The sequence below is a fragment of the Enterobacter sp. MGH 24 genome (assembly GCF_000493015.1).
GTDB lineage: Bacteria > Pseudomonadota > Gammaproteobacteria > Enterobacterales > Enterobacteriaceae > Enterobacter.
Window position 1 is genome coordinate 4,220,899 of record NZ_KI535657.1, and the last position, 13,385, is coordinate 4,234,283.

Sequence of the window (13,385 nt, forward strand, 5' to 3'; positions counted from 1 at the left end):
TATGTTACACTGCGCACCTGAACTTTTCCCTGTGGTGTGCCCGTGGCTCAAAACTCCGTATTTCTTCCTGAACAATTCCTGGCGCAGATGCGCGAGGCGCTTCCTTCTCACCTGTCTTTAGACGATTTTATTGCCGCCTGCCAGCGCCCGCTGCGCCGGAGTATTCGCGTCAATACGCTGAAAATCAGCGTCGAAGATTTTCTGACGCTGGTCGCGCCTTACGGCTGGCAGCTGACGCCAGTCCCGTGGTGTGCGGAGGGGTTCTGGATCGAACGCGATGATGAAGACGCCGTGCCGCTGGGCAGTACCGCTGAACATCTGAGCGGTCTGTTCTATATTCAGGAAGCGAGCTCAATGCTCCCGGTTGCCGCCCTGTTTGCCGATGGCAATGCGCCTGAGCGCGTGATGGATGTTGCCGCGGCGCCCGGCTCGAAAACCACGCAAATTGCCGCCAGGATGGGTAACCAGGGAGCAATCCTCGCCAACGAGTTTTCCGCCAGCCGCGTGAAGGTGTTGCATGCCAACATCAGCCGCTGCGGCATTCATAACGTCGCCCTGACGCACTTCGACGGACGCGTGTTTGGCGCCGCCCTACCGGAAGCCTTTGATGCCATTCTGCTGGACGCCCCCTGCTCCGGTGAAGGGGTGGTGCGTAAAGATCCCGATGCGTTAAAAAACTGGTCCGTGGAAAGCAACCTTGAGATCGCCGCCACGCAGCGAGAGCTGATCGAGAGCGCATTTCACGCCTTGCGCCCTGGCGGCACGCTGGTCTATTCAACGTGCACCCTAAACCGCGATGAAAACGAAGACGTCTGTCTGTGGCTGAAAGCGAACTACCCGGACGCAGTCAAATTCCTGCCGCTTAACGATCTATTTGCCTCGGCACAGGAGGCGGTCACCCCCGAGGGTTTCCTCCACGTGTTCCCGCAGATTTACGACTGCGAAGGGTTCTTTGTGGCCCGTCTGCGTAAAACGCAGGCGGTTGCTCCCCTGCCCGCACCTAAATTCAAGGTCGGCAACTTCCCGTTTGCTCCCCTTAAAGGTCGCGATGCAGCACAGCTTGAAGCCGCGGCCAAAAAGGTTGGGCTAGTCTGGGATGAGAGCCTGCGTCTCTGGATGCGTGATAAAGAGATATGGCTCTTCCCGGCTGAGATCGAGCCGCTCATCGGAAAGGTCCGTTTTTCGCGAATCGGGATCCGCCTGGCGGAAGCCCATAATAAAGGCTATCGCTGGCAGCATGAGGCCGTTATCGCCCTTGCCGGACGGGAGAATACCTTTGCTCTGACGCATCAGGAAGCCGAAGAGTGGTACCGTGGTCGCGATGTCTATCCGGACAGCACGCCATCAGGTGATGAAATGATAGTGACGTATCAGGGATACCCGCTGGGACTGGCAAAAAAGGTCGGCTCAAGGCTGAAAAACAGCTATCCGCGCGAGCTGGTTCGGGACGGCCGACTCTTTACCGGTAACGATCGCACGGACTGAAAAAAGCGCATTTTTTTACTGGCGATTTTGCTCTCCTTGTCTACGATCAAAAATGGGTGATCGCACTGGTCATACCAGATTTTGACAACCGACCCGGAGAGCACTATGACGAAAACCAGCGTGCGTATTGGCGCTTTTGAGATCGACGACGCAGAGCTGCGCGGCGAAGCGCAAGGCGATCGAACGTTAAGTATTCCCTGCAAATCCGACCCGGATTTGTGCATGCAGCTTGATGCATGGGACGCAGACACCAGCGTCCCGGCAATACTTGATGGCGAACATTCTGTCCTTTACCGTGAGCATTACGATAGTAAAACCGATGCCTGGGTCATGCGTCTTGCCTGACCTAAAGAGAACCCGCCCGAAGGCGGGTTATTTATTACTGCAGCTGCACCAGCGTAAAGTAACCGTCAAAAACCGCCCCCGTATCTATGTAGTGCAGATTATCAAAATCATACCTTCTGTCGACGGGCGTATGTCCAAACCAGAAATGATCCGCGCCGCTGATGCCCTGCCCTTTGCCTACCATGAATCCCATCAACCGATCGCGGTCCCATAAAACGCGATGAGTGCTGACCGGTTTTTGCCAGAGATATTCTGCTGCTGGATAATCGGCATGGGCTATCACATTCAGACCGTTAGCACAGGTAATCTCAATAATATGCGGTAAATGGCGACAGTCGTTAAGCAACTCCCGCGCAAGCTGTTGCTGGTCGCGTTCAAGATGGGCAAACCACATTCCGCCATTTATCGTCCAGAGAGAAAAATCGTTATTATCCAGACTGTCGAGAGCCATTTGCTCATGGTTTCCCCGCACGGCACGGAACCATTTTTCATGAATGAGCTGAAGGCATTTCACGCTGTCAGGACCACGATCGATCATATCCCCAACGGATATAAGCAAATCCTCATACGGGTTAAAGTGACGGCGTTTAAGCTCATCCATAAGCCTCTGGTAACACCCATGTATATCGCTGACAACCCAGACGTGACGCCACATTCCACCTTCAATTCGCTGATACATAGGACCTCCTTTTAACAGTATAGCCGCCGTGGAAAAGCCAACTGACAGGCGCGGACATCACGAAGTCAAACAAACGGTAAACCAAACAGAAATAAAGATCCTCGCGCTATTAATCCCTTTTTCATGGCTCCTTACAATAAGGGTAGAAAAAAAAGAGGGGTCTTCACGTGTCTAATACGCACCTGCATAACGATGTTTTTTATCCGCATCGCACAAATATTATTTCCGAGCTGGTGAACGGCAAACGCGTGCCGGGGCCAATCTGGCGCAAGCGCGAATATCGCCTGAAGTTCCTTTTCCGATCGCTTCTGTTCTGGTCCTCTACCCATCGCATGCTGGAAGCCCTTTCCGGGCGCGACGATTTCGACAGGCTCCTTGCCTCACAGATCACGTTACCCAGCAAGACCCACCGGCAGTATCTGATGCGTGGCCTGACGGCTAACGATCGCGCCGACGCAATCGTTAGCCATTATTACTGGATTGATAGCCTGAAAGAGAGCGGTCTCGCTCAGGCTCTGACCAGCCCGCAGGAGCAAACCGTTGCGCAGTTCCATGCTAAAGACGGTGTAACCTATACGGTCAATGCTTCCTCTGCGGGGAAAGCCGAACGCGAAGGCGAAAGCACCTTGTGGCTTCGCGACAACGAGGATACGCTGCTGGCCAGCCTGACCTTCAGCGTCGCGCGCAGCAATGGCCAGCAGGTCATGGTCATCGGCGGGCTTCAGGGACCCCGTCGCTGCGTATCGCGAGACGTCATTAAACAAGCCACCCGCGCCTGCCACGGCCTGTTCCCTAAACGGGTGTTGATGGAAGTCCTCTTCCAGCTTGCCGCGCAATCATCTGTCCGGGCTATTTTTGCCGTCAGCGATGAGGGACACGTTTTCCGCGCGTTGCGATATCGCCTGAGCAAAGGCCGCCATTTCCACGCCAGCTACGATGAATTTTGGGGATCGCTGGACGGCAAAAAGCTCTCGGCCTTCTGCTGGCAGCTGCCGCTTCAGATGGAGCGTAAATCCCTGGAAGAGATTGCCAGTAAAAAACGAGCCGAATATCGCCGTCGCTTTGCGCTGCTCGATGAAATAGAGGCGTCCGTTAAGTCCCACTTTTAAGCCTTGCTGGCGTTTTCGCTCACTGCATAGTGGATCCATTCTGTTTAAAAGAGGAATGATAAAGCAGTGCACTATTGCACAGGGCGAGGGCGCTCAGTTAGCATTGTGCAAAATGAAACTGACGAATGCGTTGGGAAAAGCGCAATGTAGGCGCAAAAATGAGGGACTTCGGTAATGATTTATGACTGCTTCTTATATTACGATGAAGATATGCTTCTCGAAATCAGGCTTAACACGCTAGCGGACGTAGTCGATCGCTTCGTTATCGTTGAGTCAACGCATACCTTTACCGGTAAAAAGAGACAGCTGCACTTTGACGTAAATAAATATAGTCAATTTAAAGATAAAATTATCTACGTTGTTCATGACAAAGAACCGATTACGAAAGCTGCGGAAGGATCACATCCTGCTCGGGAGGTGATTCCGGGACTGCCAGAGGGAATGGTGGTAGATGCGTGGGCAAATGAAGCCGCGCAGAGGAATGCCATCATGCAGGGTTTAACGCAGGCCAACGATGATGATTTAATTTTAATTTCCGATGTGGACGAGATATTTTCACCTCAGGTGGTCGCATCAATAAATCCCAAAAAACTCTGCACCACTATTTATCAGAATTTCTACAATTATCAGTTTAACCTGCAGGTTTTTAATACTGACAACACGCCAAGAAAATGTAAATTACCGAGAGCGACCCAATATAAAAATCTCGTTAATTTCTTTGGCGGTGAACCTGAATCATTCAGGAATCTTAAACGCACCCGAAGCGTCAAAAACTGGTCGTGGCTAAAATGGAACTGGTTCAAGGTTAACAACAGCATCATCGAAAATGGTGGCTGGCATTTCTCATGGGTGATGACACCTGAGCGCATCTCCGAAAAAATGTCTACCATTTCCCATACTGAATACGATCTTCCTGAGTTTAACAACCCGGAACACATCATGAAGGTCATTAAAAATGCGGAAGATATCTGGGGACGCGACAGGACGTTAATCAAGCAAGAGCTGACGGTTGAAAACTTCCCGGAGTACATTGTCCGCCACAAAGATAAATTCAGCGCGTTCATTATTTAACTTACGGGTTGCCCTCTTGCTCATAGAAGGCGTACGCTCGGCCACAAAATTTTAACAAAGATCCCAAAAAACCCTGGACGCACGCGGTCCTGAGTATGTTATGGTTTAGACAGGATATGGAAAGTTCGAGAAAGTTGCGGGTGATTTCGAGTCATCACTGAACAACGCTTTGAAAAACATACAGATAAAAAGAGACCGAATACGATTCCTGTATTCGGTCCAGGGAAATGGCTCTTGGGAGAGAGCCGTGCGCTAAAAGTTGGCATTAATGCAGGCTAAGTCGCCTTGCCTTTTAAGAATAGATGACGACGCCAGGTTTTCCAGTCCACAGCAAAAGTGGCCTGAAAAAAAGCGTCTGAGCATCATTAAAACTGAAAAACCGCAGTGCTTTCGCAAGCATCTGCGGTTTTTTATTGGAAACCTGAACGTTAGCAGAGCTTGTCGGCACGCTCGATAAACGGTGCCAGGCTCATTTTCTGCCCCGGATGGGCAGGGTCATCGATCTGAATCACGCTAATCGGCTGGCCGCTGCTCTTGCCGCTGGCCACCTGCTGCTCGGCGGTATCATTTAACGGGTATTGCACCAGCGTGCTCGGGTTGATCGCGTAAAGCGCATGACCCGGACGGCAGGTCAGCATCACCTCTTCGCGATTGAACGCCCATTTGTCCTTACCCACTTCAAAACGGCTGACGGTGATAACCTGCGGCGCGGCAAGCGAACTCCCGGTGCAGGCCAGTAACAGGAGAGAAAGTACTGTCTTTTTCATATGATATTTAACCTTGTCAGAAGGGTTCCCAGGTGGCGAACAGACTGACCGTTGCCAGTACCAGCGCTCCCAGCACCACTTCTGCCTGTGTCATCCTGATAAAAATCTGTTGTGCTCGCCCGGTCTCCGGACGAAACCGTGGCACCAGAAAATACCGATTTGCCAGCGCAATTACCACCATCAACGCCACCAGCGCACATTTGAACAACAAAAACCGCACGTAGCCAGCCTGCCAGGGAATATGGACGCCCAGTATCATGAGCGTATTTATCACGCCGGTGAGCAGGACTCCCGCGACGGCGTAATGCCCCACGCGTGAGAAGCGCATCATGGTAAAGATAGCGGCATTCTGCCACCGCCCTTTCGCCAGACGCATGCAGAACAGCAGAGGCAATAATCCACCAAGCCAGGTTGCGGCACAGATCAGGTGAAAAGCATAATTAAGACGCTGCAACGCCCCCATCGGATCGTCGTTCATCGCCGCGTGCCCTACCCCAGCCAGCAGGATAAGCTGGCCCATTGCGAGCAGCAGCAGCCGCGAACCTTTCAGCGGCGCAAGCCATGCCGCACCGACCATCATCGCCGCGAGGATCATTTGCCACAGCCAGACGCCACCAAACCGGGTCCCCATCACGCTGAACCAGATCTGCGGAGCAAACACATCTCCCCAGCCGTCACCCATTAATCCGCCCTGCAGCATATACATCAGAAGTGCTGCCGCCAGGCCCACTAAGGCCGCCACTTTCTGCTGCGACTGGAATCGCCGGGACATCAGACGGTGGAGAGAAGAAGGCGCAAACCAGACGCTGTAAAGCGCATTGCCAAAAACCAGCATCAGCGCCCCAAAATGGATAAAGCGTACCCCGATATAACACAGCGCCAGCATGCTATTTCACGCTAAAATGATAGCTGCCTTTGGTTTTATGGCCGTCTACGGAGACCACATGCCAGTCCACCTGGTAAGTTCCGGACCCCAGCGTTTGTTCCAGCGGAACGGTGAGCTGAGCCTTATTCTTTTCGTCTCGCGTAGCGGTGCCCGTTTTGATGACCTGCTTTTGCGCATCCGTTACCACCACGCCGCTAAAACCAGGTTCGATACCTTCCGAAAAATTCAGCGTTAGCGCCTGCGGTGCGGTCACCACGCTGTCTGCTGGCGGGGTCTGCTGTTTAAGATGTGCATGTGCCATCACGGAGGGCGTCATCATTGTCGAGGCCACAAAAACCAGTGCGCATACCGCGCGGGAGGCGGAGAAACCCATCACAATCATTCCTTTTTGTTATGTCTGTATGCTAAAGAATAACGCTGTATAATAAACGAGTCGAGGATCATCCTGCCTCCGCTTGTCATCATCGTGCATTCGCGGTAACGTTGCCGCCGCATAAAAAGGAGATGGTAATGAAGATCAATCTGGCCGCCCTTCCGCAGGACGAAATGGATAAAGTGAATGTCGATCTCGCTGCCGCTGGCGTCGCGTTTAAAGAGCGTTACAACATGCCCATCGTGGCTGAAGTTGTTGAACGGGAACAACCCGCCCATCTGCGCGACTGGTTTCGCGAAAGATTAATTGCCCACCGTCTCGCCTCGGTTAACCTTTCCCGTTTACCGTACGAGCCAAAAGTTAAATAAGCTTAACGAGTCGTTACACTTCCTTACGCGGAATCTGGCAGGATAAGAAAACCCTGATTAATTTAGGTGTATTCTTAAATCTCTGCGACTCAGTGTATAAGGAAGTCACGATGTCACATTGGAATATAGCGGCAGCCCAGTATGGCGGGCTGCATCAGACTGTAGATGACCATGTTACGCACCACCTGCGCTTCATCGCCGAAGCAGCACGGCAACGGTGTGATTTACTGGTCTTCCCTGAACTCTCATTAACGGGCTCAGCCGCACCGACGCTACCTCCCCCACCCGATGACGCGCAGCTGGAACCGCTGCTTAACGCGGCACATTTTTACCGGATTACCGTTATTGCCGGGATCCCCCTGGAGCGGAATGGACAGCGCCAGAAGGGCCTCGCGCTGTTTACGCCCGCTCGCCACCGCATCTTACGCTACCCGCAAGGCCACGGAGCCAGCCTGATGCCGGGGGATAAACACCTTACCATCATTGATGCGCATGCCGATTCCCCCAATCTCGATCCCCGAGCAACGCTTGTTACCAGCTGCCAGTCAGTAAGGGATAACCGCTGGCGGCAGTCCATCAGTACCCTGCAGCGCTTCGCGCATAAATATGCGATTGCGGTGCTGATGGCAAACGCCTGCGGCGGTAGCGCACTGTGGGATGAAAAAGGCCAGCTGATCGTGCGCGCGGATACGGGCGAGCTTCTGGTGACCGGTACGCTCGGCGGAGAGGGTTGGCAAGGCGATATCATTCCTTTAGGCTAGGCGTTTTAAGCTCAGGAGTTTTCAATGCTGCGCGTCATCGATACCGAAACTTGCGATCTTCAGGGCGGAATTGTAGAAGTGGCCTCTGTCGATGTCGTTGACGGAAAGATCGTCAACCCAATGAGCCATCTGGTGCGTCCCGATCGCCCCATCAGCCCTCAGGCGATGGCTATCCATCGCATTACCGAATCGATGGTGGCAGATAAGCCGTGGATCGAAGAGATCATTCCGCATTACTACGGTAGCCCATGGTACGTCGCGCATAACGCCAGTTTTGACCGCCGGGTGCTGCCTGAAATGCCGGGCGAGTGGATTTGTACCATGAAGCTGGCGCGTCGGCTGTGGCCGGGGATTAAATACAGTAATATGGCGCTGTACAAGTCCCGTAAGCTCAACGTCCGTACCCCCGAGGGGCTTCACCATCACCGCGCCCTGTATGACTGCTATATCACCGCCGCGTTACTGATTGATATTATGAATATCTCTGGCTGGACGCCGGATGATATGGCGACAATCACCGGCCGTCCCGCGCTGCTGACCACATTTACCTTTGGAAAATATCGCGGTAAACCGGTGTCCGAGGTGGCGGATAAAGACCCGGGCTATTTGCGCTGGCTATACAACAACCTCGACAGAATGAGCCCGGAACTGCGCTTAACCCTGAAACATTATCTGGGCGACGCTTAACGCTCCGCACGGCCTGGCAGCGTGTCCTGCGCCAGGCCTATCAGGAAGGCATATTCGAGGGCAACCCCTTCGTACGACTTAAATCGACCCGATTTCCCCCCGTGTCCGGAATCCATATCGGTACACAGCAGCAGCAGATTGTCGTCGGTTTTCAGCTCCCGCAGTTTTGCCACCCATTTTGCCGGCTCCCAGTACTGCACCTGAGAGTCATGCAAACCGGTGGTGACCAGCATGTGGGGATAGGCTTTCGCCTCCACGTTATCGTACGGGCTGTACGCTTTCATATAGCGGTAGTATGTCTCGTCCTGCGGATTCCCCCACTCTTCAAACTCTCCGGTGGTAAGCGGAATGGATTCGTCGAGCATGGTCGTGACCACATCGACAAACGGAACCTGCGCGACAATCCCCTTAAAGCGGTCGGGACGCTGGTTAATCACCGCCCCCATCAGCATTCCGCCCGCGCTGCCGCCCATCCCAAAGCAAAGCTGCGGATCCCCGTAGCCCTGCTCAATCAGCGCATCGCAGACGTCGAGGTAGTCATTAAAGGTGTTTTTCTTTTTCAGGAATTTACCGTCCTCATACCAGTGCTGTCCCAGTTCACCACCGCCGCGAATATGGGCGATGGCGAAAACAAAACCGCGATCGAGCAGGCTTAATCGGCTGCTGCTGAAATCGGCGTCCATGCTTGAGCCATACGAGCCGTAGCCGTACACCAGGATCGGATTTTTGCCTTTCTGGAAATGCGCCCGATGGTAAACGAGAGAGACCGGCACCTCGACGCCATCACGCGCGGTAACCCACAGGTGCTCGCTGCGGTAGTTTTCGGACTCAAACCCTTTTACCTCGGTCTGTTTAATCACCTGACGCTGCCCGGTATCCATATCCAGCTCAAACAGGGTGTCCGGTGTGGTCATAGATGAATAGCCGTAGCGCAACCGCGACGATTCGGGTTCAGGGTTGAAACCAATCCACGTCACATAGGCCGGGTCGTCGAACGCAATCCCCACCACCTCCCGGGTTTTACGGTTGATTTGCCGGATACTGGTCAGCCCGCGCTGACGCTCTTCCACCACCAGCCAGTCGGTAAACAGGGTGAATCCTTCGAGCATCACCTGATCCCGCGCGGGGATAAGCACCTCCCACTTGCGCTCATCGCGCACTTTGGTTTTATAGAGACCAAAGTTTTTGCCCTCGCGATTGGAGCGCAAATAAAAGCTGTGCTGGAAGTGATCCAGGCTGTACTCGTGATCCTTGCGGCGCGGCAGGAAACAGAGCGGCTGGGCATCGGGCAATTCGGCATCCAGCAGCAGAACTTCCGAGGTCGTCGCGCTGGAAAGGAAGATAATCACATAGTGGCGTGAGGAGGTTTTATGCAGGCTGACATAAAACGTTTCGTCTTTCTCTTCATAAACCAGCTCGTCGTCAGCGGAGTCCGTTCCCACGGTGTGTCGCCACACCTGGTAAGGCAGCAGCGTCGACGCGTGCTTTTTGACGTAGTAAACCGTCTCGGAATCATTCGCCCAGACAAAATCCGGGGAGACGTTTTCCAGCATTTCCGGATACCAGTTGCCGGTGTCCAGATTGCGAAACCGCAGGCCGTACTGGCGACGGGAGAGATAATCCTCCGCCAGCGCCATTACCGCGTTATCCGGCGAAATGGACATGCCGCCCAGGGTATAAAACTCGCTGTGGGCGGCGCGCTGGTTGGCATCCAGCAGAATATCCCACTCATCCCATTCGGCGCTTAACACCGACTGACGCTGGTAGATGGGATACTCATTGCCGGGCTCGTAGATATGGCGATAGCGATAGCCGTTTTTGGTCCAGGGCGCGGAGATGTCGTGCTGAGGAATACGCTGCACCATTTCATTCAGCAGCTGGTCCTGAAGCGTCTGCTGGCTGGACATGACCTTGCGGCCATAGTCATTTTCCTCGTGCAGGTAGTCGAGCACCTCTGGCCGGGAGCGCGAATCGTCCCGTAGCCAGTAATAGTTGTCTATACGCGTATCGCCATGCGTGGTGATCGCATAAGGTATACGTCGGGCTTTCGGTGGCATGTCATCATTCTTTTAAGTTTTACACCCTATAAGGTTGGCAAAACCCACGCATGATGCAAGCGAAACAGCGTCGCAACGGCGACGGTTATCCCTGTAAAGCCTGTTTTTGTTCCCGGATATCCCGCTCAATGCCCTCACGCACGTCCTGGGGGATCTTCAGCGCGTCCCCAAGCGCATTCAGGTAGCTACGCTCCATAAAATGATCGATATCGATGGCGGCACAGCTGAGGAAATAGAGCTCCAGCGCCTCTTCTTCATTTTTCACACTTTGCGCAAGACGCTGCGGCTCGAGCGGCTGTTCTATCGCCTGCGCCACCAGCGCTCTTCCCCTCTCTTCGACACCGGCTTCGCGCAGCTGCTGCTCGATCGCCGTTCGTTCTTTATCGTCAATATGCCCGTCACTTTTCGCGGCAAAAACCAGCGCAAGAATGAGCCGTTCGGTACGCAGATCCAGCGGCGAGGTGTGCTCGCCATAATGCGGTTCATCGCTGTGCGCGGTCCGCACTCTGTCCTTGTATTTATTCCACAGCACGGTGCCCGCGATGGCGCCGCCGCCGGCCAGCAGCGCGCCTGTACCATACTTTGCCAGCAGCTTGCGTGAGGATTTATTCGCCACCAGCAGGCCTGCCAGCCCGCCGAGCGCCCCGGGTACCAGCAGTTTGCTGAGGTCCCGTTCGCCAGACGATGTTTTCTGTCCTAACAGGGATTGCAGTTGATTTAACCAGCCAGACATGGTTTCCCTCACTTAACGGTGAACATGTACCACAGCGTAAGCGAGCGGGCGTCAGGAAACGTCTGGTCGGGCTAAAGAAGCGCAAATTTCTGCCCCCTCGTTTAGCCCTGCACAAGACAGACGCAAACGTTTTCGTTTATACTGCGCGCAACTTTTTTAGGGGGATTGTTATGATTCGTTTAGGAACTGCGCTGCGACCTGCGGCGACGCGAGTGATGCTGCTGGGATCGGGCGAGCTGGGGAAAGAGGTCGCCATTGAGTGCCAGCGTTTAGGTGTGGAAGTCATTGCCGTAGACCGTTACGCCGACGCACCCGCCATGCACGTCGCCCATCGTTCTTATGTGATTAACATGCTGGATGGCGATGCCCTTCACGAATTGATTACGCGCGAGAAACCCGATTTTGTCGTACCGGAAATTGAGGCCATTGCCACCGATACGCTGATCGCCCTCGAGCAGGAAGGCCAGCGCGTGGTGCCCTGCGCGAAAGCCGCAAAGCTGACCATGAACCGCGAAGGCATTCGTCGCCTGGCGGCGGAAGAGCTAGGGTTGCCCACCTCGAGCTACCGTTTTGCTGGCGATAAGGCCGCGTTCCTGCAGGCCGTTGAGGAGATTGGCTACCCGTGCATCGTTAAGCCGGTGATGAGCTCCTCCGGAAAAGGACAGAGCTTTATTCGCGACAGCAGCACCCTGGATCACGCGTGGGATTATGCCCAGCAGGGTGGCCGCGCCGGCGCCGGTCGCGTCATCGTCGAAGGCGTCGTGAAGTTTGATTTCGAAATCACCCTGCTGACCGTCAGCGCCGTTGACGGCGTCCATTTCTGCGACCCGATTGGCCACCGTCAGGAAGATGGCGATTACCGCGAATCCTGGCAGCCGCAGCAGATGAGCGCCCTGGCGCTGGAGCGTGCTCAGGAGATCGCCCGTGAAACCGTCCTGGCGCTGGGCGGCTATGGCCTGTTCGGCGTGGAGCTGTTTGTGTGCGGTGATGAGGTGATTTTCAGCGAAGTCTCCCCTCGCCCGCATGACACCGGCATGGTGACGCTGATTTCGCAGGATCTCTCCGAGTTCGCCCTGCACGTGCGCGCGTTCCTCGGCCTGCCCGTCGGCGGTGTTCGTCAGTATGGCCCGGCCGCCTCGGCGGTGATCCTGCCGCAGTTAACCAGCCAGAACGTTACGTTTGATAACGTCGACGGGGCGGTGGGTGCAGGATTGCAGGTACGTTTGTTCGGCAAGCCGGAGATCGACGGAACCCGCCGTCTTGGCGTGGCGTTAGCCACCGGGGATAACGTTGACGACGCCGTGGCGAGAGCGAAAGCGGCCGCTGCGAACGTCAAGGTAGAGGGATAAAAAAACGGGCCGTTAGGCCCGTTTTTTTATGTGGCGAATGGCTTACTGCTTCGCGCCTTCAACCGCTTCACGAGCCAGTTTGGTGATGCGATCCCAGTCGCCCGCTTCCAGCGCATCCGCCGGAACCAGCCATGAACCACCGATGCAAAGCACGCTTTTCAGCGCCAGGTAGTCACGGTAGTTGGCAGGAGAGATACCGCCCGTCGGGCAGAAGCGCACCTGAGAGAATGGACCCGCAATCGCCTGCAGCGCTTTGGTGCCGCCGTTCGCTTCAGCCGGGAAGAATTTAAACTCTTTCAGACCGTAGTCCATGCCCAGCATCAGTTCAGAGACGGTGCTGATGCCAGGGATCAGCGGAATGGTACCTTCAGTGGCGGCTTTCAGCAGCGACTCGGTCAGGCCAGGGCTGATGGCGAACTGCGCGCCCGCGTCGGTCACTTCCGCCAGCTGTTTTGCGTTCGTCACGGTACCCGCACCGATGATGGCGTCCGGCACTTCTTTGGCGATAGCGCGAATAGCGTCCATCGCGCAGGCGGTACGCAGGGTGACTTCCAGAACGCGAACGCCACCCGCAACCAGCGCTTTCGCCATCGGTACAGCGTGCTCCAGCTTGTTTACCACGATAACCGGCACGACAGGGCCAGTGGTCAGGATTGCTTCTGCACTTGTTTTCCAGTTTTTCATCAGAGTTTTCTCTCGCCAGATCGTTAAAATC

Annotated in this window: 15 protein-coding genes; 8 read left to right on the forward strand and 7 right to left on the reverse strand. The window is 54.7% G+C overall.

The genetic code is table 11. The features are described 5' to 3' along the window. Nucleotides 1–42: 42 nt before the first annotated feature. Together rsmF and L370_RS02260 are read left to right on the forward strand one after the other, a co-directional pair. A complete protein-coding gene (gene rsmF / locus L370_RS02265) occupies nucleotides 43–1,485 on the forward strand; it encodes a 16S rRNA (cytosine(1407)-C(5))-methyltransferase RsmF (RefSeq protein WP_032666627.1) in 1,443 nt (480 codons plus the stop codon). Nucleotides 1,486–1,590: 105 nt separating this feature from the next. Continuing rightward, entirely contained in the window at nucleotides 1,591–1,830 is a 240-nt protein-coding gene (locus L370_RS02260; RefSeq protein ID WP_008500472.1) for a YebV family protein, read from the forward strand. 34 nt (nucleotides 1,831–1,864) lie between these two features. On the opposite strand, the gene pphA is transcribed toward L370_RS02260, so the two are convergent. After that, nucleotides 1,865–2,509: a protein-serine/threonine phosphatase gene (gene pphA, locus L370_RS02255; RefSeq protein ID WP_023336089.1), complete on the reverse strand. Its 645-nt coding sequence runs from the start codon at nucleotides 2,507–2,509 to the stop codon at nucleotides 1,865–1,867. Between the two features lie 167 nt (nucleotides 2,510–2,676). Between pphA and L370_RS02250 the strand changes: the two genes are divergently transcribed. Continuing rightward, complete coding sequence (locus L370_RS02250) at nucleotides 2,677–3,618, forward strand: VirK/YbjX family protein (protein WP_023336090.1); 942 nt, start codon at nucleotides 2,677–2,679, stop codon at nucleotides 3,616–3,618. 174 nt (nucleotides 3,619–3,792) lie between these two features. Further along, a complete protein-coding gene (locus L370_RS02245; RefSeq protein ID WP_023336091.1) occupies nucleotides 3,793–4,689 on the forward strand; it encodes a glycosyltransferase family 17 protein in 897 nt (298 codons plus the stop codon). A 428-nt stretch (nucleotides 4,690–5,117) separates the two neighbouring features. Here L370_RS02245 and L370_RS02240 read toward each other — a convergent pair whose 3' ends face one another. The 3 genes from L370_RS02240 to yobA are packed head-to-tail and all read right to left on the reverse strand — an operon-like array spanning nucleotide 5,118 to nucleotide 6,715. Beyond that, the gene (locus L370_RS02240) at nucleotides 5,118–5,456 is read right to left on the reverse strand and encodes a YebY family protein (RefSeq protein ID WP_023336092.1); all 339 of its coding nucleotides are present in this window, start codon (nucleotides 5,454–5,456) and stop codon (nucleotides 5,118–5,120) included. Nucleotides 5,457–5,472: 16 nt separating this feature from the next. Next, entirely contained in the window at nucleotides 5,473–6,342 is an 870-nt protein-coding gene (gene copD, locus L370_RS02235; protein WP_023336093.1) for a copper homeostasis membrane protein CopD, read from the reverse strand. 1 nt (nucleotide 6,343) lies between these two features. Next, nucleotides 6,344–6,715 carry a CopC domain-containing protein YobA gene (gene yobA, locus L370_RS02230; protein WP_023336094.1) on the reverse strand — a complete coding sequence of 124 codons (372 nt, stop codon included), beginning with the start codon at nucleotides 6,713–6,715 and terminating at the stop codon, nucleotides 6,344–6,346. A gap of 137 nt (nucleotides 6,716–6,852) precedes the next feature. Here yobA and L370_RS02225 point away from each other — a divergent pair, with 137 nt between their 5' ends. The 3 genes from L370_RS02225 (at nucleotide 6,853) to exoX (ending at nucleotide 8,531) form a co-directional block, all read left to right on the forward strand. Then, on the forward strand, nucleotides 6,853–7,083 hold the full coding sequence (locus L370_RS02225; protein WP_013096102.1) for a DNA polymerase III subunit theta: 231 nt from the start codon (nucleotides 6,853–6,855) through the stop codon (nucleotides 7,081–7,083). A gap of 110 nt (nucleotides 7,084–7,193) precedes the next feature. Then, a complete protein-coding gene (locus L370_RS02220) occupies nucleotides 7,194–7,844 on the forward strand; it encodes a carbon-nitrogen hydrolase family protein (protein WP_023336095.1) in 651 nt (216 codons plus the stop codon). 24 nt (nucleotides 7,845–7,868) lie between these two features. After that, nucleotides 7,869–8,531 carry an exodeoxyribonuclease X gene (exoX, locus tag L370_RS02215; protein ID WP_023336096.1) on the forward strand — a complete coding sequence of 221 codons (663 nt, stop codon included), beginning with the start codon at nucleotides 7,869–7,871 and terminating at the stop codon, nucleotides 8,529–8,531. Here exoX and ptrB read toward each other — a convergent pair. Together ptrB and L370_RS02205 are read right to left on the reverse strand one after the other, a co-directional pair. Then, a complete protein-coding gene (ptrB, locus tag L370_RS02210) occupies nucleotides 8,528–10,588 on the reverse strand; it encodes an oligopeptidase B (protein ID WP_023336097.1) in 2,061 nt (686 codons plus the stop codon). The two genes, exoX and ptrB, sit on opposite strands and share 4 nt — an antisense overlap. A gap of 85 nt (nucleotides 10,589–10,673) precedes the next feature. Then, the gene (locus L370_RS02205; protein WP_023336098.1) at nucleotides 10,674–11,321 is read right to left on the reverse strand and encodes a tellurite resistance TerB family protein; all 648 of its coding nucleotides are present in this window, start codon (nucleotides 11,319–11,321) and stop codon (nucleotides 10,674–10,676) included. Between the two features lie 170 nt (nucleotides 11,322–11,491). On the opposite strand from L370_RS02205, the gene purT reads away from it, so the two are divergent. Further along, nucleotides 11,492–12,670 carry a formate-dependent phosphoribosylglycinamide formyltransferase gene (gene purT, locus L370_RS02200; RefSeq protein WP_023336099.1) on the forward strand — a complete coding sequence of 393 codons (1,179 nt, stop codon included), beginning with the start codon at nucleotides 11,492–11,494 and terminating at the stop codon, nucleotides 12,668–12,670. A 42-nt stretch (nucleotides 12,671–12,712) separates the two neighbouring features. On the opposite strand, the gene L370_RS02195 is transcribed toward purT, so the two are convergent. Next, entirely contained in the window at nucleotides 12,713–13,354 is a 642-nt protein-coding gene (locus L370_RS02195) for a bifunctional 4-hydroxy-2-oxoglutarate aldolase/2-dehydro-3-deoxy-phosphogluconate aldolase (protein WP_023336100.1), read from the reverse strand. Nucleotides 13,355–13,385 lie beyond the last annotated feature (31 nt).

Bases quoted from the DNA above. Each gene is read 5' to 3' on its own strand.
- L370_RS02260 (WP_008500472.1), top strand. From the start codon at position 1,591: ATGACGAAAACCAGCGTGCGTATTGGCGCTTTTGAGATCGACGACGCA.
- pphA (WP_023336089.1), bottom strand. From the start codon at position 2,509: ATGTATCAGCGAATTGAAGGTGGAATGTGGCGTCACGTCTGGGTTGTC.
- L370_RS02245 (WP_023336091.1), top strand. From the start codon at position 3,793: ATGATTTATGACTGCTTCTTATATTACGATGAAGATATGCTTCTCGAA.
- L370_RS02240 (WP_023336092.1), bottom strand. From the start codon at position 5,456: ATGAAAAAGACAGTACTTTCTCTCCTGTTACTGGCCTGCACCGGGAGT.
- copD (WP_023336093.1), bottom strand. From the start codon at position 6,342: ATGCTGGCGCTGTGTTATATCGGGGTACGCTTTATCCATTTTGGGGCG.
- yobA (WP_023336094.1), bottom strand. From the start codon at position 6,715: ATGGGTTTCTCCGCCTCCCGCGCGGTATGCGCACTGGTTTTTGTGGCC.
- L370_RS02225 (WP_013096102.1), top strand. From the start codon at position 6,853: ATGAAGATCAATCTGGCCGCCCTTCCGCAGGACGAAATGGATAAAGTG.
- L370_RS02220 (WP_023336095.1), top strand. From the start codon at position 7,194: ATGTCACATTGGAATATAGCGGCAGCCCAGTATGGCGGGCTGCATCAG.
- exoX (WP_023336096.1), top strand. From the start codon at position 7,869: ATGCTGCGCGTCATCGATACCGAAACTTGCGATCTTCAGGGCGGAATT.
- ptrB (WP_023336097.1), bottom strand. From the start codon at position 10,588: ATGCCACCGAAAGCCCGACGTATACCTTATGCGATCACCACGCATGGC.
- L370_RS02205 (WP_023336098.1), bottom strand. From the start codon at position 11,321: ATGTCTGGCTGGTTAAATCAACTGCAATCCCTGTTAGGACAGAAAACA.
- purT (WP_023336099.1), top strand. From the start codon at position 11,492: ATGATTCGTTTAGGAACTGCGCTGCGACCTGCGGCGACGCGAGTGATG.
- L370_RS02195 (WP_023336100.1), bottom strand. From the start codon at position 13,354: ATGAAAAACTGGAAAACAAGTGCAGAAGCAATCCTGACCACTGGCCCT.